This is a genomic window from Natrialba sp. SSL1 (assembly GCF_001861355.1).
In the GTDB taxonomy this organism is placed as follows: domain Archaea; phylum Halobacteriota; class Halobacteria; order Halobacteriales; family Natrialbaceae; genus Natrialba.
In genome coordinates this window covers 268,711-291,825 of sequence record NZ_MASN01000001.1, presented here as the reverse complement: position 1 = coordinate 291,825, position 23,115 = coordinate 268,711, and the positions used below count along the sequence as shown (strand labels likewise).

General features: G+C 63.4%; 27 protein-coding genes and 1 tRNA gene. 15 read left to right on the top strand and 13 right to left on the bottom strand.

What is annotated here, in order from left to right; translation table 11 throughout:
• The first annotated feature begins 264 nt into the window (after positions 1–264).
• Genes BBD46_RS01465 through BBD46_RS22480 form a run of 4 tightly spaced genes read left to right on the top strand, consistent with a single transcriptional unit; the run spans position 265 to position 3,113 of the window.
• Complete coding sequence (locus BBD46_RS01465) at positions 265–600, top strand: hypothetical protein (protein ID WP_071399977.1); 336 nt, start codon at positions 265–267, stop codon at positions 598–600.
• A complete protein-coding gene (locus tag BBD46_RS01460) occupies positions 597–1,571 on the top strand; it encodes a hypothetical protein (protein WP_139173453.1) in 975 nt (324 codons plus the stop codon). Before BBD46_RS01465 ends, BBD46_RS01460 begins: the two co-directional genes overlap by 4 nt.
• On the top strand, positions 1,564–2,976 hold the full coding sequence (locus BBD46_RS23015; protein ID WP_253184457.1) for a hypothetical protein: 1,413 nt from the start codon (positions 1,564–1,566) through the stop codon (positions 2,974–2,976). Before BBD46_RS01460 ends, BBD46_RS23015 begins: the two co-directional genes overlap by 8 nt.
• Complete coding sequence (locus BBD46_RS22480) at positions 2,973–3,113, top strand: hypothetical protein (RefSeq protein ID WP_171908132.1); 141 nt, start codon at positions 2,973–2,975, stop codon at positions 3,111–3,113. The genes BBD46_RS23015 and BBD46_RS22480 overlap by 4 nt, the downstream gene beginning before the upstream one ends.
• Here BBD46_RS22480 and BBD46_RS01450 read toward each other — a convergent pair.
• On the bottom strand, positions 3,095–4,345 hold the full coding sequence (locus BBD46_RS01450; protein WP_084777633.1) for a site-specific integrase: 1,251 nt from the start codon (positions 4,343–4,345) through the stop codon (positions 3,095–3,097). The genes BBD46_RS22480 and BBD46_RS01450 overlap by 19 nt on opposite strands.
• Before the next feature lie 225 nt (positions 4,346–4,570).
• On the opposite strand from BBD46_RS01450, the gene BBD46_RS01445 reads away from it, so the two are divergent.
• The 3 genes from BBD46_RS01445 (at position 4,571) to BBD46_RS01435 (ending at position 5,739) form a co-directional block, all read left to right on the top strand.
• Positions 4,571–4,942, top strand: a complete 372-nt coding sequence (locus BBD46_RS01445) for a TRAP dicarboxylate transporter subunit DctM (RefSeq protein WP_071399974.1) — start codon at positions 4,571–4,573, stop codon at positions 4,940–4,942.
• 116 nt (positions 4,943–5,058) lie between these two features.
• On the top strand, positions 5,059–5,382 hold the full coding sequence (locus tag BBD46_RS01440) for a DUF3784 domain-containing protein (RefSeq protein WP_071399973.1): 324 nt from the start codon (positions 5,059–5,061) through the stop codon (positions 5,380–5,382).
• A 69-nt stretch (positions 5,383–5,451) separates the two neighbouring features.
• Entirely contained in the window at positions 5,452–5,739 is a 288-nt protein-coding gene (locus BBD46_RS01435; RefSeq protein WP_071399972.1) for an acylphosphatase, read from the top strand.
• A gap of 26 nt (positions 5,740–5,765) precedes the next feature.
• On the opposite strand, the gene BBD46_RS01430 is transcribed toward BBD46_RS01435, so the two are convergent.
• Entirely contained in the window at positions 5,766–6,269 is a 504-nt protein-coding gene (locus BBD46_RS01430) for a hypothetical protein (RefSeq protein WP_071399971.1), read from the bottom strand.
• A gap of 75 nt (positions 6,270–6,344) precedes the next feature.
• Here BBD46_RS01430 and BBD46_RS01425 point away from each other — a divergent pair, with 75 nt between their 5' ends.
• The 3 genes from BBD46_RS01425 to BBD46_RS01415 are packed head-to-tail and all read left to right on the top strand — an operon-like array spanning position 6,345 to position 9,509.
• Complete coding sequence (locus BBD46_RS01425) at positions 6,345–7,814, top strand: bifunctional ADP-dependent NAD(P)H-hydrate dehydratase/NAD(P)H-hydrate epimerase (protein WP_071399970.1); 1,470 nt, start codon at positions 6,345–6,347, stop codon at positions 7,812–7,814.
• A complete protein-coding gene (gene moaC / locus BBD46_RS01420) occupies positions 7,814–8,362 on the top strand; it encodes a cyclic pyranopterin monophosphate synthase MoaC (protein ID WP_071399969.1) in 549 nt (182 codons plus the stop codon). Before BBD46_RS01425 ends, moaC begins: the two co-directional genes overlap by 1 nt.
• A gap of 49 nt (positions 8,363–8,411) precedes the next feature.
• Positions 8,412–9,509 carry a DUF7351 domain-containing protein gene (locus tag BBD46_RS01415; RefSeq protein ID WP_071399968.1) on the top strand — a complete coding sequence of 366 codons (1,098 nt, stop codon included), beginning with the start codon at positions 8,412–8,414 and terminating at the stop codon, positions 9,507–9,509.
• A gap of 11 nt (positions 9,510–9,520) precedes the next feature.
• Here BBD46_RS01415 and BBD46_RS01410 read toward each other — a convergent pair whose 3' ends face one another.
• Both BBD46_RS01410 and BBD46_RS01405 read right to left on the bottom strand, forming a co-directional pair.
• On the bottom strand, positions 9,521–10,369 hold the full coding sequence (locus BBD46_RS01410; RefSeq protein ID WP_071399967.1) for a proteasome subunit alpha: 849 nt from the start codon (positions 10,367–10,369) through the stop codon (positions 9,521–9,523).
• 2 nt (positions 10,370–10,371) lie between these two features.
• Positions 10,372–11,115, bottom strand: coding sequence for a proteasome subunit alpha (locus BBD46_RS01405; RefSeq protein WP_071399966.1), 744 nt, complete (start codon positions 11,113–11,115; stop codon positions 10,372–10,374).
• Positions 11,116–11,321: 206 nt separating this feature from the next.
• Between BBD46_RS01405 and BBD46_RS01400 the strand changes: the two genes are divergently transcribed.
• Positions 11,322–12,698 (top strand): phosphomannomutase, encoded by a 1,377-nt coding sequence (locus tag BBD46_RS01400; protein WP_071399965.1) that lies wholly within the window; start codon positions 11,322–11,324, stop codon positions 12,696–12,698.
• A gap of 179 nt (positions 12,699–12,877) precedes the next feature.
• Here the strand turns inward: BBD46_RS01400 and BBD46_RS01395 are convergent, their stop codons facing one another.
• A complete protein-coding gene (locus BBD46_RS01395) occupies positions 12,878–13,363 on the bottom strand; it encodes a cupin domain-containing protein (RefSeq protein WP_071399964.1) in 486 nt (161 codons plus the stop codon).
• A 219-nt stretch (positions 13,364–13,582) separates the two neighbouring features.
• Between BBD46_RS01395 and cdd the strand changes: the two genes are divergently transcribed.
• Both cdd and BBD46_RS01385 read left to right on the top strand, forming a co-directional pair.
• Positions 13,583–14,011, top strand: a complete 429-nt coding sequence (cdd, locus tag BBD46_RS01390; protein WP_071399963.1) for a cytidine deaminase — start codon at positions 13,583–13,585, stop codon at positions 14,009–14,011.
• A 132-nt stretch (positions 14,012–14,143) separates the two neighbouring features.
• The gene (locus BBD46_RS01385; protein ID WP_071399962.1) at positions 14,144–15,109 is read left to right on the top strand and encodes a phosphotransferase family protein; all 966 of its coding nucleotides are present in this window, start codon (positions 14,144–14,146) and stop codon (positions 15,107–15,109) included.
• 104 nt (positions 15,110–15,213) lie between these two features.
• On the opposite strand, the gene BBD46_RS01380 is transcribed toward BBD46_RS01385, so the two are convergent.
• Entirely contained in the window at positions 15,214–15,987 is a 774-nt protein-coding gene (locus BBD46_RS01380; protein WP_071399961.1) for a glucose 1-dehydrogenase, read from the bottom strand.
• Positions 15,988–16,063: 76 nt separating this feature from the next.
• Positions 16,064–16,543, bottom strand: coding sequence for a DUF488 domain-containing protein (locus BBD46_RS01375; RefSeq protein WP_071399960.1), 480 nt, complete (start codon positions 16,541–16,543; stop codon positions 16,064–16,066).
• A 60-nt stretch (positions 16,544–16,603) separates the two neighbouring features.
• Here BBD46_RS01375 and BBD46_RS01370 point away from each other — a divergent pair, with 60 nt between their 5' ends.
• Complete coding sequence (locus BBD46_RS01370; protein ID WP_071399959.1) at positions 16,604–17,428, top strand: nucleoside phosphorylase; 825 nt, start codon at positions 16,604–16,606, stop codon at positions 17,426–17,428.
• 55 nt (positions 17,429–17,483) lie between these two features.
• On the opposite strand, the gene BBD46_RS01365 is transcribed toward BBD46_RS01370, so the two are convergent.
• The 5 genes from BBD46_RS01365 to BBD46_RS22475 all read right to left on the bottom strand — a co-directional run bounded on the left by BBD46_RS01365 (position 17,484) and on the right by BBD46_RS22475 (position 21,688).
• Positions 17,484–18,866 (bottom strand): APC family permease, encoded by a 1,383-nt coding sequence (locus BBD46_RS01365; RefSeq protein WP_071399958.1) that lies wholly within the window; start codon positions 18,864–18,866, stop codon positions 17,484–17,486.
• Between the two features lie 205 nt (positions 18,867–19,071).
• Complete coding sequence (locus BBD46_RS01360) at positions 19,072–19,836, bottom strand: mechanosensitive ion channel domain-containing protein (protein ID WP_071399957.1); 765 nt, start codon at positions 19,834–19,836, stop codon at positions 19,072–19,074.
• Position 19,837: 1 nt separating this feature from the next.
• Complete coding sequence (gene dacZ / locus BBD46_RS01355; RefSeq protein WP_071399956.1) at positions 19,838–20,650, bottom strand: diadenylate cyclase DacZ; 813 nt, start codon at positions 20,648–20,650, stop codon at positions 19,838–19,840.
• A gap of 714 nt (positions 20,651–21,364) precedes the next feature.
• A tRNA-Leu gene (locus BBD46_RS01350) sits at positions 21,365–21,449 on the bottom strand.
• Between the two features lie 65 nt (positions 21,450–21,514).
• Positions 21,515–21,688 (bottom strand): hypothetical protein, encoded by a 174-nt coding sequence (locus tag BBD46_RS22475; RefSeq protein ID WP_004214082.1) that lies wholly within the window; start codon positions 21,686–21,688, stop codon positions 21,515–21,517.
• 370 nt (positions 21,689–22,058) lie between these two features.
• Here BBD46_RS22475 and BBD46_RS01345 point away from each other — a divergent pair, with 370 nt between their 5' ends.
• A complete protein-coding gene (locus tag BBD46_RS01345) occupies positions 22,059–22,367 on the top strand; it encodes a cyclin (protein ID WP_071399955.1) in 309 nt (102 codons plus the stop codon).
• 192 nt (positions 22,368–22,559) lie between these two features.
• On the opposite strand, the gene BBD46_RS01340 is transcribed toward BBD46_RS01345, so the two are convergent.
• On the bottom strand, positions 22,560–23,060 hold the full coding sequence (locus BBD46_RS01340; protein WP_071399954.1) for a phosphopantetheine adenylyltransferase: 501 nt from the start codon (positions 23,058–23,060) through the stop codon (positions 22,560–22,562).
• Positions 23,061–23,115: the final 55 nt, after the last annotated feature.

The window sequence follows — 23,115 nt, the reverse complement described above, 5'->3', positions numbered from 1 at the left end:
TCCAACGCATGCAAGCGGCCAACGCCCCACGACATGGTTATGCACCGGCTACAGCGGCTGTCGTAGCTGGTAGTAACCGATTACGCTGTTTCGAAATGGGGCGGGTTACTTTTAGTGTGCCTTGGAGCCAACCACAGAATCAACCACTCGCGGCACTTTCCGAGGCGCGCCCAAGCTACCAAACCAGTCGCGCCCCGGTGGTCCGCGGGTTCCAGACGACAACCATCCCAGGGGGCGGAATGCGCCCTGGGTACGACTGAAACCATGTACCCAGACGACAACCAAACAGAAGACGCTAACGGATCGCAGAGTCCCGGCTCACCGTTTTTCGAGTCGGTCATTAGCAATGCCGAATCGCACAAGAGCAGCGTTATTGAACGCATCGAGCGTCTCGACGCCGGCTCAACCGACGAAGATGCGGCTCTAGTGCGGCGGCTCAAAATCGCCCAGCACTTCGACGATGTCCACGCTCGCACAGAGACCCCCGCTCCACTGGAGGGTGAGTACGTCTCTGGCGCACACCGCTACTGCGTCGGGGATCTGGACACAGAGGCGTGGCTCACGACCAACCACGCACTCAAGTTGGGTGAGATGCGATGACCGACTGCTCGACCTGTGGGAACCAGTCCTGGCTGTGCCAGCAGTGCAAGATGGACGACCTCGAGGACCGGTACGAAACGGCGACCGATCCCGACCACTGGATTCTCGAGGACGGACTCTGGCACGCATCGACGGATTGCGACGGCTCACAGCACATCTGTGTCTGCGGTGCTATCGCTGACATCCCCGTTACCCGAGTGACACAGGATCTCCGGTATGTTCCCGAGAAGTACGACGCCCCGGTTTGCCGAGAGTGCGCCGCAGCGCTCGAGGGGTCACGCGCCGAGACGGTTCCTGACGACGCACAGTTTGAGCGCGCATCAGAACTCTGCGCCGACGGCGGCATCTCCGAGACCGACCGGCTCGACCGCGCTGTTCGCGAGGCCGCCACACTGATCGACGCCGGCGACTCCGAACGTGCCGCGATTGGAACGGCTGCTAGCGCACATCGCGTCGAGCACCGTCGCGACGACCTTCGCGGACGTGTTCGCTCGCGGCTCGGACGTCAGGTGATGACCGATGGTGGTCACGATCCCGAGGACCTCGTGGTACTCGAGTGTCCTGACTGTGACTACCAGACTGTCGTCGGGCGCGGTGCTGTTCCGGCCACCAGTTGCCCGTACTGTGAGGACGGCCTCGAGATCGATCCCGACCGCACTGCTCATCGCTGCCCGGAGAGCTATGCCGATCACGTCATCGTCCCCGCTGGCGACGAGTGCCAGCTCTGTGGCGAGGTCCGGGAGACACCGGTTGCGACCGACGGCGGTCAGTCTGTGGACGGTACTGACCGACCACCAGAGGAGCAGCTACGCATCGATCTGCTGAACGCATTCTATGAAGCGTTCAAGGCGGGCGTCGATCCAGACGATGCACGAGAACACTCCGAGGAAACGATCGAAATGGCTGCGGAAGACGCCGGAAAAGTACTCGAGCAGCGGTCGGAGGCAGAAACGGAGGAAGACGATGAGTAGCGACAGTACTGGCCGAACTGCCGACGAGTGGGAACAGTATCTCGAAGACAATCCTGACGAGGTGCTGATGTTCATCGACTCAGACTATCAGATCCACACGTTCGAACATGAGGCCGAGAAAGGCGAACTCTGTTTCCTCGTCGGAGGGTCGCGTGGCTACGACTACGAGGGGTCACGCGCCTCTCTCGAGGCGTTTGCTGAAGACGACTCGGACATCCACAAACTCGTTCCTCGAAACGAGGAGTACGCCGAACGGAAGCGTCTGAAAGACGGGGAGTACGAAACTCCGACAGAGTGGGCAGAGCGCACACTACAGCCGGATACTGGCCGCGACGTTCGGACCGATGGCGGTGAGCCCGACTACAGCGAGATTCGCGAAGAGGTGCCGTTTTTCGTCCGCCGGTCGAACTCCGGCGGGGCCAAAGCCGCGCTACACCTGCCGGCAGAGGGTACATCCCGCGAAGACCCTGCCGTGCGGTGTCGGTACAACAACCGAGACGGCGTCTCGTTTCGTGTCCAGGACCTCGATGCGACTCCCGATTGGCAACTCGAGAACCGCGGCTGTTCGGAGTGCTTTGGGACGGCCAGCGCGCCATCAAATACTGAGTGCGGACGGAAGCCGTCGGACATCCTCGAGGAGGCCGGCTTCGACATCGCGACTGACGGCGGCCACGATCTCGGAGGACGGCGGGCGTTTCTTGCTGGCGACGCACACTGGTGTGATCTCTGCGACCAGCCGTTCGATTCGCTGGCCGAACTGATCCATCATGACTGTGATGACACGCAGATCGCGATCGCCGACGGTGGACGCCCACAACATCAGGCCACCTGCGAGGACTGTCCGTGGACCTACAGCGACCCGGATCTCCTCGAGGTCTCAGACGAAGCCGAAGACCACGCTCGAAAGGAGATGCACGACGTCGACCTTGAGCGAGCCGTCGCGACCGACGGTGGCCAGGAGGCCGCGGCGTACATGACCGAAGATGTCGAGCTCCGAATCCGCGGTGACCGTGTGCACGTCCAGGCGCTACTGGCGGTTCTCAGTGTTGCATCCAACCAACTCTCAGGTGGAACTCTCGCCCCTGCAGCCGATCTGGCGGGGTCCGTTCCAGAGCAGGCGATGACCCTTGAGGACACGATCGACACCGCACACTCGATGATCGCGAGCGAGGGCGATGGTTGGGACGACGCCGACCCCACCGAAGCACTCGACGTCGAGCAGGCGTGGCAGGAGGCGTACCCGATTCACTACCCGAGCGCCCATCGCGGCGCTGTCGCCCGCTACCATCGCCGTACCGACACCGTGCTGCTTGCCAGAATGGGAGCGATAGTCACGTGCATCGAACTGATGGACCGCCCGTGGTCCGAGCGAATCTACATCCGAAATCAGGTGTCCGAACAATGAGTACCGAAGCTGAAGATATCGATACATCACGAACCCGAGAAGAGAAGCTGAAGGCATTGGTCCGCAAGGACATTGATCCGAATATCACGGAAATGGCGCGTCGAGCACTGAAGCGTCGTCAGGAGGCGTCGTCATGATCGACAGCAGCCGTATCCGGTCGGTCTTCGATCTCATCGAGGAGGGCACGGAGCTCTCGGCGGGTTGTCGGGTTCGTCTCGTCGACGAGAGCCTCAAGCACGGTTTCCTTTCCGTCTTCGGCCGTGTCCTTAGCACCAGGCGACGATGGCTGGCCGCAGTTCGGACACCAGTCGTGATGCGGAGCCAGCGGTTGCTGGCAGTTTCCGCAGTTCTTCCGGATACGGTCCGGACCCTCTTCGGGGTCGAGGAGGCCAGCCTCCCGGAAGATGTCATCGTTGTGCTCTTCGGACGTGATGTGCTCGTAGGTCTCCCACATGCTCGTATCGAGCGTCCAATGGACGCGATGTTCGATCTGCGAGCGGGAGTAGCCTTCTCTTACCATCCGGGTAATAGCGGCGTGACGGAACGCATGCGGGCTGACTCGCTTATCGAGTCCGGCACGATCGGCGATGCGCTTCAACTGCTGAGTCGCCGAGTGTGGGTTGACAGCGCCCTCGTCGGTCCAGCGCTCGCCGTCGTCGCCACGACTGTGCGGTTTGATCTTGTGAAAGAGGGCTGCCCCAGGTTCGTCCGGTCGAGGGTGTGCTGTCCGAAGGTAGGACCGGATCGGTGCCGCCGAGTCGATCAGTGGGTACTCCGTGATGGGTGCTCCCTTGAGACCTTCTGCCTCGCTGTTTGGACGGTACGTCGGCGGGTCGTCGAGATCGACATCGCTGATCCGAAGCGAGAGAGCGAGCGAGATCCGAGCCCCGGTGTCGGCGAGGAACTCGATGAACGCGACGTCTCGCTGGTGGCGGGCCGTCCGGACGAGCTGCTGGATGTCCTTGGGCTCGAGCATTTCGTCGGGGTCTGGCCCCTTGCGCTCGACGCGGGTGCGCTCGACGTTGTCAGTCCAGTCGGCGTCGGTCATGTCGTCGAGAAACAGGAGCGTCGCATTCTCGTAACTCTGGACCGTCGAGTCTGCGAGGTCGTACTCGTGGCGGAGGTTGAAGACGAGGTCGTGGAAGTCGTCCTCGGTCATCTCGACGAGTGGGACGTCGGATCGCTCACTCGCGGCACGGACGCGCCGGAGGTAGGTCTTGAGCGTCCCGAGCGTGACGGTGCCGTCCTTCTTCCGGATCCAGCGTCGGATGGTGTCGCGATCAGCATCGAAGATGTCGTCAGACTCGCGGAGGATCCGCCGCTGACGTTTCAATCCTCCCTGAAAGTCTTGAGGATCGTCAAGTGCCATACTGGCACCACGAAGTGTGTCTACTATAATCTGCTTGTGAATGGATGTACGTCTTTCATCACCTGCGGACTGGCGACTGAGGCGGTTGGTCAAAACAAGTTGTCGTTCAGTCCAGCACTGTCACCCACGTTCCCGGAGACAGCAGCAACGCTCCTGTACTGGCCCCTATATCGGACGCTTCTACAGTTCAAAAGAGTGAAGTTTTGTGCATGCAACTATCACGGCATGGAAACCGCCCGTCGCTCCGCCGTCGGCGCGTTCGTCCTCGGCGGTACTGTGAGCGCAGCGGTGCTTTCGTGGTACGCCGCCGGGTTGAACTACCCGCTGATCGCGTTCGAGCACCCAGTCCAGTTGCTGCCGAGTGCGGTCTTTTTCGTTCTCGGTGGACTTCCGGCGTTCCTTCTCGTTCGGAACCGGGTGCTCACGCCAGCAATCGTCGCTGTGCTGACTATCGGCGTCTGGATCTGGTCAGAGGCGGATCCAGGACCTGGTGATCCACTCATCGGACTGGTCTTTGTGACGGCACCGACCGGACTCGCACTGATGCTAGTGAGCGCCTGGATCGAGCTGTGGGTCCGTCGCCGTCTGACTGCCTGAACTCGAGTTCGGTCCAGACTCCCACTCTCTCCCTCTCTCTCTCCGCTCGTGATGATCGATCCAGCCAACGGAACTCGTCGGGCACTTATTTGTAGCATTACTGCCACTAGATGTGTATGAACGGCCCCGCAGTCGCCGTCCTGCTCTCCAGCGCCGTCTTCGTCGGCGGACTTGGTATCGCGATCAAATACTTCGACCACGTCGAACTCATCGCCGGCTACGATCCCAACACCGTCACCGACGAGGAAGGGCTCGCCTCGTTCGTCGGCACGAACATCCTCGTTGTCGCTGGGCTGTTGCTCGCGCTCGCGGTACTCGAGTACACCCAGCCGGCAAACGGCGTAGCAACCGACGCTGCCTGGATCGGGTTTCTGATCGTGGTGTTCGCGCTCACCGGCTGGCTGATTATCGGGTCGCGGCGATTCGAACGTGGGGAGTAAGCCGGCAGTGTGACGGACGCTGGCGCGCCGAGGCCGGGATTTTTGCCGGTCGCACTCGAGTGCTCGCGTATGGCAGACGAGTCAGACCGGACACGCGCACACGTTTTTGTTTCGGGAACTGTGCAGGGCGTTTACTACCGGGCGAACACGCGCGATACGGCCCAGGAAAAGGGAATCGACGGCTGGGTGAGGAACCTCGACGACGGCCGCGTAGAGGCGATTTTCGAGGGTTCTGACGAGGCCGTCGAGTCGATGGTTGAGTGGTGTCACACGGGGAGTCCGGCGGCGGAAGTCGAAAACGTCGAGGTCGAGTTCGAGGATCCCGAAGGAGAGAGTGGGTTCGAGATTCGGTACTGACTGGCTGCGAGCTGTTTTGAGAATCCTCAAATTGTTTCGACCAGATACTCCGCGAGCCACGGCGGCTCCTCGGTGTACTTCCACGTTGCGAACTCGGCCTTCTCGCCGGCGTAGTAGGCACGGTAAGCCGCGACAGGATCTCCGGACTGCTTGTACTCGTCGGGCATCGCCTGCGGCCGCCGCGTCGGCTCCGTAGCTGGAAAGTCGATCAGGTCGGGGTCGATCTGGTCGATGACCTCCCAGCTCGCGTGGTTTTCGCCGTCGTCCTTCTCGTAGCGCTCGGTAAACTCGGCGTTGAGCGCCTCGGCGTGCTCGCGCAGGCGCAGCCAGTTCGCCCGTGATTCGGTCGCCCACTCGGTGACCGGGTGGCTGACGTGGGTCGGCTGGTAGAGAAACTCGGCCTCGTAGCCATTCTCGCGGGCCGCCGTGCAGAGGACCTGTGCGGCCTCCAGAAGCAGCTTGTTGACGTGCTGGTCGCAGTGATAGCGCGCTGCGAGGCGCGGGTCCTCGTCGAGCCAGAAGACGTTCACGAGGGGCGTAGGTGTTCGAGGCTGTTGAGGTTATCGTCCGCAATCTTCAACGGCCGGCCCGTCGAACGCTCGCGTATGATTACAGGCGAACGCATGGCCGCAGTCGACGCGAACGCCGCGGCGCTCGGCGTCCCGCAGAAACAGCTCATGGAGTCGAGTGGGAACGCCATCGCCCGCACGGTCCGGGAGGTCACAGCGCCGGGTGCAACCGTCGCCGTTGTCGCCGGCCGCGGAAACAACGGCGGGGACGCGTTCGTCGCCGCGCGCTTTCTGGACGACTACGACGTGCGGACGCTCTTGCTCGGCCGCGCGGAGACCATCGGTACCGAAATCGCCCGCGAGAACTGGGACGCGCTCCAGCACGCGGGCTACGAGACGCGCGAGGTGACCGACTCCGAAAACTTCGCCCTCCCCGACTGCGACGTGATCGTCGACGCGATGCTCGGCACGGGGATCAGCGGCGATCTCCGCGAGCCCGCGGCCACCGCGGCGCAGGCGATCAACGACGCCGACGCGACCGTCGTCTCGGTGGACGTGCCGTCCGGCTTCGACGCCAACGCCGGCAACTCGTCCGCCGCTGACGACACCGGCGACCTGCTCGCTTCCAACGCCGTCGAGGCCGACCACGTCGTCACCTTCCACGACACCAAACCCGGTCTGGACGACCTCGACGCCGACGTAACCGTCGCGGACATCGGAATCCCGGCAGCAGCCGAGCGGTTCGTCGGCCCCGGTGACGTGCAACTCGCGCGTCCCGACGACCGAACCGGCCGGGCGTTCGTCATCGGCGGCGGCCCCTACACCGGCGCGCCGGCGCTCGCCGCACAGTCCGCCCTCCGAGCCGGCATGGAACTCTCGTTCGTCGCCGCGCCCGACACCGTCGCCGGCGAGATCCAGAGCTACGCCGAGGACCTGATCGTCCAGCCCTACGAGAGCGAGATGCTCACGCCAGACCAGGTCAGCGACCTCGTCGACACCGCCGAACGGTACGACGATGTGGTGATCCTCGGCCCCGGACTCGGCACCGCAGACGAGACGCTCGAGGCCGCCCGCCAGTTTCTCACGTCCTACACCGGCCCCGCGGTCGTCGACGCGGACGCACTCGAGACGGTGCCGGATCTCGAGACTGAGGCGACCCTGGTCTGTACGCCGAACCGGCGCGAGCTTGCGGGAATGGGCGGCCCCGACGTGGACGACCTGCAGGAGGCTGCGGACGAGATTGAGACGTTCACGGCGGAACTTGAGCACGTCGACGTACTTCTCGCAAAGGGGGCGACGGACGTGATAACTGACGGCGAGCGAACGCGGCTCAGCCGCTCGGGAACGGCGGGGATGAAAGTCGGCGGGACGGGCGACGTGCTCACCGGCATCGTCGCTGCCTTACTGGAGCACGCCGAGCCGCTGGACGCGGCCGCGGCGGCTGCGCAGGTCAACGGACTCGCCGGCGAACGGCTCGCGGCGGCCGATGGGTTCGGCTATCTCGCCTCCGAGGTACTCGAGGAAATCCCCAAGGTGCTGTGGGAGAGTGAGGGGAGTGAGAACTGATGAGCGACAAGCCGATTTCGACGGATGGGGGGAGCGGAGACGACAGTGGAGCGGAGACGGACGCCGACGCCACCGCCGAGGACCTCACCCACACCACAGACGAGGGCGACGTACAGATGGTCGACGTCGGCGACAAACCCGACAGCAAACGCCGGGCCGTCGCGGCGGGAGAGATCCGCCTGCAGGAATCGACGGTCGAGGCCATTCGCGCGGACGAGATCGGCAAGGGTGACGTGCTCGCAACCGCCCGAATCGGCGCGGTGCAGGCCGTCAAGCACACCTGGGAGACGATCCCGATGTGCCACCAGATTCCGATTACGAACGTCGACACCGACTTCTCGCTGGCCGAGAACCGCGTCGAGTGCGAGGTCGCGGTCGAGACGACCGGCAAAACCGGCTGCGAGATGGAGGCCCTCGAAGGTGTCACGACCGGGCTGAACGTCGTCTGGGATATGGTGAAAGCCGTCGAGAAGGACGCCGAGGGCCAGTACCCCGAGACGGGAATCGAGAACGTGCGCGTGGTGCAGAAGGAAAAACGGCAGGCATAGCGCCAGATCTAGCCAAACGTACTTTTTCGTTCGACACGAATTGACGGCCATGTCCACGGAGGACGGCGAGGACCCGCCCGTCGCCACGCCCGAGCCGAGCGACCGCGTCTCCGATCCCAGCGACGCCTTCCAGGCGCTCGGCAACGAGGTCAGGATGGGGATACTCGAGACGATGCTCGAGTGGACGGACGGCGCTGCCGAATCCGAGCGATCGACTCCGTCGTTCTCAATGCTATTCGAAGCCTCGGAAGTCGACACGTCGGCCGGCTTTGCCTATCATCTGGACGAGCTCGTGGGACCGTATCTCCGGAAGATAAACGAGGAGTCGTCAGCTGACGCCGATTCCGGTGCCGACGGCTACGAACTCACCTACGCCGGCGAGCAAATCGCACGCGCCATTGCGACCGGCACGTACACCCAGCGCGTCGACCACCCGCCGGTCCCGCTCGAGGACGACTGCCCGTTCTGCGAGCACGACGCGCTTACCGCCCAGGCCAGCGACAACCGGGTTACCGTCGCCTGCGGGCACTGTGAACGCCGCCTGCTCCGACTCGATCTTCCACCGGCCGGCCTCGAGTCCCACGGCGAATCGTTCCCCGCAGCATTCGATCGCTACCACAGACACCGACTCTCGCTCGTTCGCGACGGCGTCTGCCCGGCCTGCAGCGGCGAGGTCGACGCCAGACTCGTGCGGCCGTCGCCGGCGACAGACGACCTTCTGCCCGCAGAACACGCCACACACCTTCAGGCCGATTTTACCTGCTCATGCTGTGGCACGACGCTCCGGTCGCCTGTCTCGCTCTCACTACTCTCGCATCCGGCCGTCGTCTCGTTCTACTACGAACACGGGCAGGCTGTCAGCGAGCGCCCGCTCTGGAACGTCGGCCACGAGTGGGCCGAGACCGTGCTCTCCGAGGACCCGCTCGCCGTCCGCGTCATCGTCGAACTCGAGGACGATGTGCTCGCGCTGTACGTCGACGAGCGGCTGAACGTAGTCGAGACGCAGCGAGCGTCGGTGTCCGAGACCACCGAGGGTAACGAATCCGCCGAGGGTGACGGTGCCGCCGAGACCACGGAGACGACCGAGGCTGGCGAAACAGTCGTGACACACGAGACGGACGATACAGCCGAGACGACTGCTCAGTAGCGAACCCGCTCCTACTCGAGTTCCCCGAGTTCTTCTGCAAGCTGCTCTTCGCCGACAGCGCCCGCTCGATCAGCTACGGTATCGGGGGTGAGCACGAGGGCGTCGACTGTCTCGGGTGAGAGTTCGGTGTCGGTCTCGGTCTCAGAGGTGCCGGCGGCGAGGGACTCGAGTGCGAGCGGGAGACCGTCCTCTCCCACCCCCGCCTCGGCCTCGACATCGCCGTCAGCCAGTCGCCCCTCCAGGAACGATCTGATATCGGCCGTGCCGTTGCCGATCGCGGTCGCACGCCAGCCGTAGTGCGTGCCGCCGGGGTCGACCTCGTAGAGCGCTGGCCGGGGATGTTGTCCTGCTGCGTTACTACCGCTTCCACTACCGCTACCGCTTTCGCTTTCCTTTCTCCTTCCCCTTTCCCTTCCCCTTCCAGCGTCGACACCCGCAACGAGCAACGCAGCACCGTACGGCCGCGTCCCGCCGGCCTGCGTCTGTTCCTGAATATGGTCAGCAATCGCCTCCGCGAGCGTCCCGGTCGGTATCGGCTCAGCATAGCGGAGCCGGTGGCGTTGACAGCGCTTTCGAGCCGTTTCGACCAACTGCCGCGCATCAGCAGCGTGCCCCGCGGTGGCGACCGCAACGTGATCGTCGACCCGGTGAATCTTTGCGATCGACTCCGACTCGAGTAGCGGTGATCGAAGGCGCTTTCGCGCGGCGAGGACGACACCGGTGTCGGTGACGACGCCAACACTTGGCGAGCCGCGCTCGACCGCCTCGCGGGCGTACTCGACCTGGTAGAGCCGGCCGTCCGGCGAGAAGATGGTGTGGCCGCGATCGTAGGCCTGCTGGCGAGTGGTACTCGAGTCCATCGCTACGAGGCCACCCCCGGTTCTGCGTCGGTTCCGGGCTCGTCACCGGCCCCGTTTGTCGTGGCGGTGACGGCGGCGTCGATGCTTTCGAACTGCTCGAACTGCTCGAACTCGCGCTCGTGTTTGTATTTGCGTTCGTGGTCGTGTTCGTCTTCGCTTCCGTCTTCATCGACAGTCAGCGTCGCGACCGTTATCCCGTCGCCGCTGGCGGTGTCGCGCTCGGTTGCGTTTCGGATCGCGGTCGTTGCGAGACCTCGCAGCGTGTCCACGGAGTGGTCCGGTTCGTAGGCGTCCTCGAGTCGGCCGTAGGCGAGTTGCATCCCGCTTCCGCTCGCGGCGTAGGGTGTGTCCATCACGCCACCACCGGGGCCAACCTGGTAGACGGCTGGCTCGGGGAACGTGCCGCCGAGGACGAGTTCGAGGTGCTGGTACGGCCCGCTTCGTAGGAGGTCGCCGGCGACCGTGGCCGTCGTCTCGACGGAGGGCGAGCGGTCGGTCGCGTGCTCGTAGCGCGAGCGTTCGGCGCGTAACTGGCGGACGAACGACTGGGCCTCGCCGACACTTCCGGCGAAGGTGAGCGCGGTGTGGTCGCCGACCGGGACGACCTTTCGTGCGGTACGATTCGTGACGAAGCGGCCGCCCAGGCTGGCGCGCCTGTCGGCGGCGAGGACGACGCCGTCCGCGCCGGCGAGTCCAACCGTCGTCGTGCCGGTTTCGATGTATTCGCTGGAGTCTATCTGATGCATTGGTGCTCGTCCGAATCGACGGGCCACGGCGGGTTGTATGTTAGCTAAAATATATTTTAGCGCAGTGGGCGTACGAACTCGTTTCGTGGTCGTTTCGCGACGGGGTCCTGATAGGGAGGAACGACTGCGATGTGGCTAGCCAGCGCGACCGCCAGCAGAGACCGTATGTCACGTCATATAAGTAGTTGCTCGCGGAACGACCTCACATGACTCTGTTCGGGACCGCAGGAATCCGCGGGCCGGTCGAGGAGATCACGCCCGCGCTCGCGCTCTCGGTGGGCCAGGCCGCCGGCGAACCCGGCGAGACGTTCGTCGTGGGCCGCGACGGCCGCGAAACCGGACCGGCGCTGGCTGCCGCGATGGAGGCCGGCCTCGAGAGCGCCGGCGCGGACGTTGCCCGCATCGGACAGGTACCAACGCCAGCGCTCGCGTTCGCCTCGCAGGGCCGCAAGGGCGTCATGCTCACTGCGAGCCACAACCCGCCGACGGACAACGGCATCAAGCTCTTCGTCGATGGCGTCGAGTTCGACCGCGAGGCCGAGGAGGCCGTCGAGGACTACGTGAGCAGCGGGTCGTCGCTCCCCGCATGGGACCAGTGGGGCAGCGCCACCGACCTCGACGTGCTCGATCCCTACCGTGACGCCGTCGCGGACTACGTCCGCACGCAGTTCCCCGACCTCGGCGCAGGACAGACGCCGTTTGCCGGCCTCTCCGTCGCCGTCGACTGCGGCAACGGCGTCGGCGCGGTCGCGACCCCGCAGGTACTCGAGTCCCTCGGTGCTGACGTGGTCGCGGTGAACGCGAACGTCGACGGCCACTTCTCGGCACGAGAGAGCAAACCGACCCCGGAGACGCTGTCGGCCTTCACCGAGTTCCTCGCGGCCGGCGAGTTCGACCTCGGACTGGCCCACGACGGCGACGCGGACCGACTGGTTGCGCTCGATCCCGACGGCGAGGTAATCCACGAGGATACGGTGCTCGCCGTCGTCGCGGCCCACTACACGGCTGCGAGCGACGCAGCGGACCCCGTGGTCGTCACGACGCCGAACGCCTCGGCGCGGATCGACGAGCAGGTTCGGGACGCCGGCGGTCGGGTCGAACGCGTCCGACTCGGTGCACTCCACGAGGGAATCGCCCGCGAACGCGCCGCTGGCGAGGAGGACACCGCTGTCGTCTTCGCCGCGGAGCCCTGGAAACACATCCACACCGCCTTCGGCGGCTGGATCGACGGCGTCGCGAGCGCCGCCATCGTCAGCGCGCTCGTCGCCGACGCCGGCGATACTGACGCCCTCCGGGAGCCGGTCACCGAGCGGCCGTACCGGAAGGTCAGCGTCGACTGCCCGGACCAGCACAAGACGGCCGTGATGGGTGCACTTGAGTCCAACCTGCCGGCAGCCTTTCCCGATACGACAGTCGACACGGATTACGGCGTGCGACTCGAGTTCGAAGACGCCTCGTGGACGCTGGTCCGTCCGAGTGGGACGGAGCCCTACGTTCGGATCTACGCGGAGAGCGACGAGGTCGACGAGTTGATCGCGAGCGCTCGCGATGTCGTCGAGTCGGCGGTTGCGGACGTGGAGTAATAGTTTGTTTCACGGAGTGTCGACTCCACCCCTAGGGTCAAGCCCGGGGAATTCGCCTGGAGAGCCTGTAAAACCGATAAAGGCGGATGAGAGCTATGTTCACAACTCACATCGACGAGTTGGGCCACTATGCTGCTCAGGTATGCCCAATCCAAACACTAGGTCCGTAGCCGACCGACTTACTCGTCGGTCGGGAGCGGGCCGAGGAATGCAAAGCCGTGTTCCGCACCGGTCGCGAAGATACCTTCGAGATCAGCGTCGGTTACTTCGCGGGGTTCGGGCAGGTCACGACTGGTGGCTGGGTCCCCGACGGCGCGGAAAAAGTCCTCGGCTCCCGCAGGTGACATGACGATGAGCACGCGCAGTACTTCGTCTCCTTCGACACGCATACCGTGCGGTTCACTCGCGGGAACGTACCCGGTCATTCCCGGTTTGAGGTACTGCGTCTCGCCATCGACGTAGAGCATCATTTCACCGTCGAGGACGTGGAATATTTCGGCCGGTTCGTGGGTGTGTAACCCGTTCTCGAAGCCCGGCGGTGCGAGCATATCCTTGACAGAAAACTCCCCGTCCGTGTCGTCGCTGTCGGCCGTAATGGTAATCGTCGCGCCGAGCACGTGTACGTGCTCCCTGGTGGCTGCCGTTTTAATTACGTCACTTGACATTTCAATCTCCAGAGAACGGTACGCCACAGGCCGTCTTAAGGCTGCCTCAGGACCGTTTACGTTGTCGATACGTTATTTGTGACACATTCGTACCACGAGTCAGATCTGGAAGTATACCACTTCTGGGACCACGTCGTTCTCCCGTGCTGAGAGGAACGTGCGTAAACGGGAGTTGTCGCTGGTCGGTGCTTTCTTGCGCGCACCCGAGTAGAGTCATCTATGAACGACGACGCTGCCGACCTGATCGACGCCGCACGGAAGATCCAATCGCAGGCTCACGTCCCCTACTCCGAGTACCGCGTCGGGGCCGCACTCGAGACGGCCGACGGCGAGGTCTTCGTCGGCTGCAACCTGGAGAACGCGAACTTCAGCAACAGCCTCCACGCCGAGGAGGTCGCCATCGCCGAGGCAGTCAAGAACGGCCACCGGGAGTTTACGCGGCTCGCCGTGAGTTCGGACCGCCGCGACGGCGTCACCCCCTGCGGGATGTGCCGGCAGACGCTGGCGGAGTTTTGTGACGACGACCTCGTCGTGTTCTGTGACGAGGGTGCGGGAGAGGACGAGAAGGAGGACGCAGACGGCAGCACGACCGTTTACACCCTCGGTGAACTCCTGCCGAACACGATTTCTGAGGAGACACTCGAGTAGCGCGCTGTACCGGGCGCTTCTCGCCGTTGTTGTCCCAGCATCGATTGAAAAGTGCGACGAGAGGTGTACCTCTTGTGAGTTAGTATCATACCATCCGAACATATATGCCGATCGTTACATATCTGACAGCGTGTGGAGCACCCTGGAGACGAGTCGATCAGATTGGCGCTCGACGATGCCGTTCCCGAGCGGACCATCGATGACATACGGTCCGCTGGCCCCTCCTGGAACGACCAAAATCGAACGGTTCGCGTCGATTTTACCGACGGCGAACCCGTCTTTCTGAAGGTGGCGACCGACGGTGACGGCTCGCGGATCGATCGGGAGTGTGCTGTCATCGACTACGTGGCCACACACTGCGATGTCCCCGTCCCACAGGTGGTTGCGAGCGAGACTGGCGGAGCGGTTCCCTACCTTATCACCGCCCCAATTCGGGGCGAGAACCTCGCGTCCCAGTGGTCGAACTGGAGCAGTGCGGAGCGCACGAGTGTAGTCCGGCGAGTCGGAAGCGCGCTGGCGGCGATCCACACCTGCTCGTTCCGACGACACGGGCACGTGGTGGGCAGCGACGGAGCCAAACTCGATCTCGAGACCGATTCCTGGACAGAGATCCTCGTCGATAGGATCGAACTGATGCGGGAACTGGCGTCGACTGACCGCTTCGCTCACCATTTCGACGACGTCATCGCCGCCGTCGAAGCGAATCGGGACCGATTGAACGACGCGCCGGCAACCCTGGTGCACGGTGACCCAGCACGGCCGAACTGCTTCCAGAGCGAGTCCTCGGCGGGCTTCGTCGACTGGGAACTCTCTCACGTCGGCGACCCGGCCCGTGAACTCCACCGAGCACGAGACCAACTGCTGCCGGACGACGACGGTGCACACCGATTGGCGACCGTACTCGAGAACGGGTACGAACGGCGCGCCGGCTCGCTTCCGTCAGGGTTGGAAGAACGAACACCTGTGTACGACGCGGTCCGGCTTCTCGGCACGTCAGGATTCTTCGATAAGTGGGTCGAATTCGCCGATGTCTCCCCGGCGGACGCCGAAACGCGGCTCGAAGCGAAACTGAACCGGCAACTCGACGAGATTCGGTAGTGAGTAGTTGGTAGCCGGTAGCCGGTAGCCGGTAGTCGGCTTCCCGTACGCCAGCCTGGCGAAGTCCGTAGCGAGAAGTCGCTCGCGTGAGCACGCCCGGTCGGTTACAGCGCCGTGAAGCCGCCGTCGACGGGATACGCGTTCCCGGTAACGAACGAGGCCTCGTCCGAGCAGAGCCAGACGACAGCGTTGGCGATCTCCTCGGGCGACCCCATCCGGTTGAGCGGTTGCATACCGACGAACTGCTCGATTTCCTCGGGGTTCTCCGCCGCGGACTGTTCGACCATCGGCGTCTCGATCACGCCGGGACAGACCGCGTTGACCCGAACGTCGGCAGCCGCGTACTCCGTGGCGGCTACTCGAGTAAGTCCGATGACGCCGTGTTTGCTCGCGGCGTAGGCGGACGATCCGGCAGCAGAGAGGCCGGCGATGGAGGACGTGTTGACGATTGCGCCGTCGTCGCCGTCGCCCTCGCGGTTCGCCGTCATCACCTGCAGTTCGTACTTCAAACAGAGCCAGACGCCAGTCAGGTTGATATCCATGACCTGCTTCCAGTTGGCTTCGGTCTGCTCGGCGAGCGGGTCGTTCTCGCCCTCGATGCCCGCGTTGTTGTGCGCGATGTCGAGTCCGCCGTAGGTGTCGACTGCTGTCTGCACCATCGCCTCGACGGCGTCCGGGTCCGTAACGTCAGTTTCGACGAACGTCGCAGACCCGCCCGCTGACTCGATTAATTCGACCGTCTCCTCGCCGCCCTCCGTGACTACGTCTGCGACGACGACGTTCGCGCCCTCGGCTGCGAACCGCTCTGCTGTTTTCCTGCCAATTCCCGACGCGCCGCCCGTGACGATCGCCGTCTTCCCGTCCAAGTTGTACGTCATGTGTATCAACCGGCGACTCAACTCGAGTCGACGTAAGTGTCAGGGCACTTTTCACTCACCGGAGTGCACCCCAGCGTCAGCGGCGGCTCTCGAGTACCTCGCGCAGAATCGTCCGGTGGCACCGCTTCTTCTCGGTGTTCTCGTAGCAGACGAGCGCCAGACTCTCGCCGGCAGCGAGTCGATCGGCGAGGGACTCGATTGCACGCTCTGCGTCGTCGGCTGTCTGGAGGTGTTCCCGGTAGGCGTCCGCGAAGCCGACCTGGTCCCACGCCGCGTTGTGGGCTTCCTCGTCACAGATGCCACGCATTTTCAGATCTTCTTCGGAGGTCCGCACGTCGTCGAGCAGTTCAGCAGGCGGGCCGAGTTCGGGGACGTTCTCGTCGACTGCAGCGTGGAACCACGAAGTGGGGGAGCGGACGACACCGACGAGAGTCGTTTCGGGCGGGATGTCAGCCAAGTCGTGCTGGAGTGCGGCAACGTAGGTGTCGGTGAGGATGCTTTCCGATCGGGTATCGTCGGTGGCACCATCGCGGCCGTCGCGCCGATCACGAGCCATACCCGCCGGTAGGGCCGCCCTGCATTTATATACGGTGTCGGTGCGAATCGCCGCTACTCGATGACCGGCGATAGTGAAGATCCGAACGCGGACGTACAGTATCACCTCGAAGTGAGCGCCGACGACGTGGCAAACACCGTCCTCCTGCCCGGCAATCCGGAGCGACTCGAGAAGATTGTCGATCACTGGGACGACCACGAGATTCGCGCCCACCATCGCGAGTACCGAACCGCGACGGGGAGCTACGAGGGGACACCGATCTCGGTCACCTCGACGGGAATCGGCAGTCCGTCTGCCGCGATCGCCGTCGAAGAACTGGCTCGCGTCGGCTCTGAGACGTTCATCCGGGTCGGCTCCTGTGGTGCGCTGCAGGAAGACATGGACGTTGGCGACCTCGTGATCAGCACCGGCGGGGTTCGCCAGGAGGGGACGAGCGATGAGTACGTACGGGAGGATTACCCTGCGACGGCGGACTACGAGGTCGTCGCCGCGCTCGTCGCCGCCGCAGAGCGACTGGACTACGACTACCACACCGGAATCACGATGAGCGCGGACTCGTTCTACGCGGGCCAGGGTCGCCCCGGCTACGACGAGTTCGAGGCCGCCGGCGCGGACGAGCTGGTCGATCAACTCGTCGAGGCCAACGTGAAGAACATCGAGATGGAGGCGAGCGCAATCTTCACGCTCGCGAACATCTACGGGCTGCGCGCCGGCGCGGTCTGCTCGGTGTACGCGAACCGCCAGACCGGCGAGTTCAGAACGGAGGGCGAGTCCCGAGCGGCCGAGACGGCGACGCTCGCAACCCACCTGCTCGCGAAGATGGACGAGAAAAAGCGCGAGGCGGGTGCCGAGCGGTGGCATCCGGGGCTCTCGCTCACGGAGTAGACGCAAATCGAGGGAGCGAAAAAACAACTACCGACTGCTGAGTACGGCCACCCACTCAATCTGCGGCTCGCTGCTCGTTCTCGTGCAGACGGCGCATCCGTGCTTTGAGATCCACACCGCGCTTGTTGAACCACCAGAGGCGCGCCCGGTAGAAGCCGTAGCCGAGCACCATCCAGCCGGCGAGCACGGCGACCATCGCCGGAAGCTGGGTCGAAACCAGGATCCAGAGGAACCCGGCGGAGATGACTGCGCCCGCGGCGACGAACCGGAGTATCCACAGCGGCAGCTTGTACAGTGAGTACTCGTAGCGCTGCGGGAACGCCGACGGCAGGTTCCAGAGCGCGACGCCCGCGACGGCGAGGCCGAACAGAATCGTCAGCGAGAGCGCGACCGAGAGCGTAACCGTCCCGGGCGAAACCGGCGCGATGAGCAGCGGCGGAATCCCGAGGACGAGCACCGCGACGTGTGGCGACTCGAACCGGTCGTGAATCCGTGCGAGCGCGCCTGGGATGATGTTGTCACGCCCGGCGCGCATCAGCAGCCGCGAGTAGGCCGTGTAGGTCATGTTGATCGACGTGAGCGCACCCATCGCCGCCGCGACGAAGACCAGTCCCGTCAGCGGTGCCGGGAAGTTGTCGAGCGAAACCTGTGCCACCGCAGCATCCATCTGGCCCAGCGCCTGCCAGTTCGTCGTTCCGACGAGGACGACCACGAGACCAATCAGCAGCGTGAGCGAAATCGCAGCCGAGAGTCCGAGCACCCGTGGAATGTTCTTGGCGGGATCTTTCATCTCCTCGCCCAACTCGAGTACCAGTCGGAAGCCACGAAGCGGGAAGTACAGCGAGACGATGGCGACGATGACCGCGCCAGCGCCTTCGGGGAAGGCGGGCGTGTAGTTCGCCGTGTCGATGACGAACGCGCCGGGGATGATGAACGCGAGCATGCCGACCACGATGAGCGAGACCATCGTGAACTGGATGATCGCGACCATCTTGATCCCGAGGACGTTGAGGATGATGAAGGGGATGAGCAGGCCGTAGACGAGCGCAAGTTCGGGGACCTCGGGGACGGCACCAACTGTCCCGGAGACGAACTCGGCGTACTCGGCAAAGCCAAAGCCGATGAACAGCATACCCGCCCAGACGCCGGGAATCGTGATCCAGGGGAGCAAGAAGCCCCAGAAAGGGCCGACGAGCCGCGATGCGTAGACGTAGCTGCCGCCGGCAGCGGGAATGGCACTCCCCAACTGAAGCGACATGAGTATCCCGAACAGGAGCGGGATCAGTGCGAGCAAGAGCGCGAAGATGACGCCGGGGCCGACGTCACCCGCGAGCGGGCCCGGGAGGACGAACGCACTCACACCGATTACGTTGCCGATGATGAGGACTGTTGCACCGAGAACGCCGACCTCGGTGTTGATAAGACGATGTTCTGTCATTAGTTCACAACCACGATGGGTGTTCGGACCATGCGGGGTGTCTGATAACAATGTTTCGGAGTTGTCTGATTCGACTTACAAAGTTGCCTGAATGGGTGTTTTAGTTAACGACGGGAGAGTCTCTGGAGCGCTCCCAGTTACAACAGTCAAAGAAAGTCTATCGGCCGGTGTTGCAGTGTCCGGCGACGAAAGGCGGTGTGTCGCCCTAGTCGCGAAGGCGGACCAGTTCGTCTTCGAAGACCTTCCGATTCGGGATGATATACTCCTCCGAGTCGTCCTCGATCTTCGTCACGAAGAGGTCGACCTCCTGGACGATGCCGGACTGTTCGCCGATTCGAATCTGGTCACCGATTCCGTAGGGCTGGTTGAGCAGCAGGTAAATCCCCGCCGCACTCGAGATGAGGAAGTCTTTGAAGACGACCGCGCCGACGATGACGATGCCGACGGCGTACACCGCGAGCAGGATCAACAGCGGCGCGACGTAGACGCCGATCTGTCCCAGCGCGATGAGGAAGGCCACGTAGAGGACGGAGTACTTGACGACCTTCGGGATGATCGAGACCTCTGGCAGTTTGACGCCGCGGAGATATTCGCTGACGGCCAGTTCGGCCTTGTCGGCGATGATAAATCCGAAAATGAGCACGAGGACTGCGATGAACACCTGCGGGATGAACTCGACGACCCGGATCCAGAACGCCTCCGTGTCGAGCAACTGGGCGATGTGAATCGCCGTCAGGACGGCGATGCCGTAGATGAACCACGAACTCAGCCGGGCGACGATTTCGACGGACGAGGTCCCGATTGACTGGGCGGTCCGCTCGAACGGCGTCCCCTCGACCGCGTCCGGCACGCCCGAGGCTGAGAGTAGCTCCTTATTGAGTCGCCCGACCAGATAGCCGACGACAATCCCGAGCGCGAGCACCGCCGCAGCTATGACGGCCGGCTCGTCGATGAGGGTCTGCCAGTTCATCTCAGTACGCCTCCGGATCGACCTCCATGATGAGCTCGCCACCCTTGAAAGCCCGCACGAGCCCATCACTCTCCGACAACACGATCGTGATCGCGTTCGTATCGCGTGTGATCGCACCGCCGGCCATATGTCGCGCCCCCAGCCCTTTCGGAATGTCCACCCCCTCTGCGGACGGCTCGAGGTAGCGGTAGGCCGACACGATCTTGCCCGCATCCGAGATGACGAACGCGCCGTCGAGCCGCGAGAACTCCTTCAGCATCACGTTCACGATCGGATCGCCAACGTGAACGTGGGACTTCTCGAACGGGTTGTACGACAGCGGCCGGGACTTGTTCATCACCTTGCCTGCATCGCCGACGACGAACAGTGCGCCCACTGGCTTGCCCTTCTGCCCTTTCTTCCCGAGTTCGATCGCCAGTTCGAGCACCGACTTGATCACTGACGGCTCCGCGCGCGATTTCGTGAAGAGATCGTAAATTCCCGTTCGTTCGTCCGCGATCGCTCGCACGCGCGACACCGTGTCCATCTCGTCGCTGAACACGCTCGTCGCACAGACGAGTTCGTCACCGTCCTCGAGTACACCCTGTTCGAGCGCCCCCTCGAGACCGAAGTCGATCCGCTCCGAGACGTCCTCGAACTCGAGTGGCAACTCGACGAAGGTGTCGGCGCCGATGTCGTTGTCCGTTCCGACGACGACTGTGTCGAGATCCTCGAGTTCTCGACAGCGCTCGTAGACGGAGCTACTCGGTGAAAAGAGAACGACTGCATCGGCGTTCGAGAAGAGTTGCCCGAACACATCGTCTAACCCGGCCATTGCTCATACAAGCCGTTTGCGCGCGAATAAGCGTTATGGAGCGTCAGACGTGTGTCTGCCACGACATGCTGTGGGTTGAAGGAGGGCAGGTGCTGAATAGGTGGGGAGACAGGGACGGGGTAGTGAGCGATAGCGGTACGCTCCGGATGGGATACAGGTGGAGTGGGACTCAAATACCGGGAGGCACTCGAGTACCGAGGAGCACCGCACTCGAGTGGCGAGGCGAGAGCGAGAATGGACTCGGATAGTGAGGTGGACTCGAGTAGAATGGGTCATCTTACGAGTGCGGGTCCGAACTCTCTCGCGCTGCTCGAGCGCTGCGACTTGCAGGGTTCGAACTGGCCATCCGATTGCTGTTGCTCGCGGGTTGTTCGTGACAGGAATGCCGGGACCGGATTCGAACAACGCGAAGACGTGCTCGCGGTGCTGCGCGCGTCTTCTCTCGTTCGAACCCGCTAACCGCAGTCTCCGCTCACGATATTGTTCGCGGAGAATGCGCGGGACCGGATTCGAACCGCGAGGACATCGCTTCGCTCGTCCTCTGGGCCGCGAATCCGACCTGCTCCTTCACTCACTCCGTTCGTTCAGTGCGCGGGACCGGATTCGAACCGGAGCAAGACGGTCACTCTCGCCCTACTCGAGTACTGCGACTTGCAGGGTTCGAACCGCCCCGATGCAGAACCTGCGGCTCGCGGCTTGCTCGCCGCAGAACCATGCGCGGGACCGGATTCGAACCGGCGGACTCCTACGAGACAGCGTCCTAAGCGCTGCGCCGTTGGCCTAGCTTGGCTACCCGCGCGCACCCATCGCTTTTCACGAGTCCAGTAAGTAGTTGTCGGTCCGCAGTACGGCTCCCGGTCCCGGTTACTGATGTTTGACCGGCTCCTCGGGCGACCAGTCCGGCGGGACGATAAAGGTCACGTGCTCCGAATCGCGAAGTTGGTGTAGCTCTGCCGCCTGTTCGGCCAGCGACCGGTCTCGGTACGGCATCTCGAGACCGCAGCCAGTACAGACGAGCTTGCAGGTTGGTTCCTTCATGACGTGACGCAGGCCTCCAGCCGTGCCGAGACCGGAACCCGACGTTGCTCAGTGCTTGGCGATTCCCGGGCTTTAGTAGTTATCTCCTAGTGAAATCCAAGGAGAACGGCTGATTCGCCGAGATATTCGTAGCTGAACGTTGGCCCAAGTAGCGCACTATTGGGACCGGCAACGATATGAAACGGATTGCATCCACGACCAACTGGTACCGCTTACACAGCGTCCAGACGCCAGCTACTGGTCACTCACACACGACAGTCAGTCGGTCGAATCACTCGTCGATACACAGCAGAATCAGCAATCGACAGCAGCCCTCTCATCCACACCGCACGTCCGCAGGTTTATCCCTGATCACGCGATACACCGGTGTATGCACAGCGCCCGCGACCGACTCGAGTACGAACCGTGGCTGGCCGAACTCGAACAGGTCGCAGATCGACTCGAACTGACGCAGGAGGCCCGTTCCTGCGCTGTAGAGCTCTTTCTCATGGACGTGCCGGACGCGGATCGATCGAAACGGGCGGTCCTCGCCGCCAGTATCTACGCCGGTGCGCTCGTCGCTGGCGAGGGGTGTACGCAGGGGACCGTTGCCGACGCCGCGGACGTCTCCAGACTCTCGATTCAGACGCGCTGGAAGGACCGACTCGAGGCGGCCGGACTCGAGCCGCCACGCTGGTAGGGTGCGCAGTATCTCGGATCCAGTGACTGTTGTGCGTCGTAAGTGTATGATACGCGGCGGAAAGACAGTATTAGTAGCCGACTGTAGTTGCCATTGGCAACAGTTTGGGCGGTTTTGGATGATTTTCGAACAGAAGCCGCTCTCGGGTTGGAGCAGAGCCGGGAGTCACGAACGAGCAGTCAGTGTCAGGCGTTACGATGCGCCGTCGGTGGTGTCAGTTCTCCCATCGTCGTCCTCGAGTACGGCCCCGTGCTCGTCGATCTCGCCGCGAACGATACGGGTGCTCGAGATGATGTCGCCGTCGTCGGCGCGCAGGTGTGGGACGACGACGACCTCGAGCGGATCGTAGCCGCGTTCGCGACGAATGTCGTTGATGCGCTCGCCGCCGGCTTTGGTCTCGGGGGAGACGACCAGGTAGTCGAACGGCTCCTCGGTCGCGATTCCGGTCGGTTCTTCGAGCGTTCGGATCTCGAAACTGCGGTCGTACTCGGCAGCAATAGACTCGAGTTCGGCCGCGAGGTCGTCTCGTCGCTCGTCGAACGGGCGGACCCGTCGTTCTACGTGTCGTGTTTGCGGGGCGAGTTCGTCGCTGGTCAAGCCGACCGTGACGTCTCCGAGTTCGAACGCCCGTTCGAACAGCCGACGGTGGCCGTCGTGAACGGGGTCGAACGTCCCACCAAGCGCGACGTCCATACCCCACCTGACTGGCGCGGTCCGTATAAAACGGTCGAAACGGGGGACACGGAAG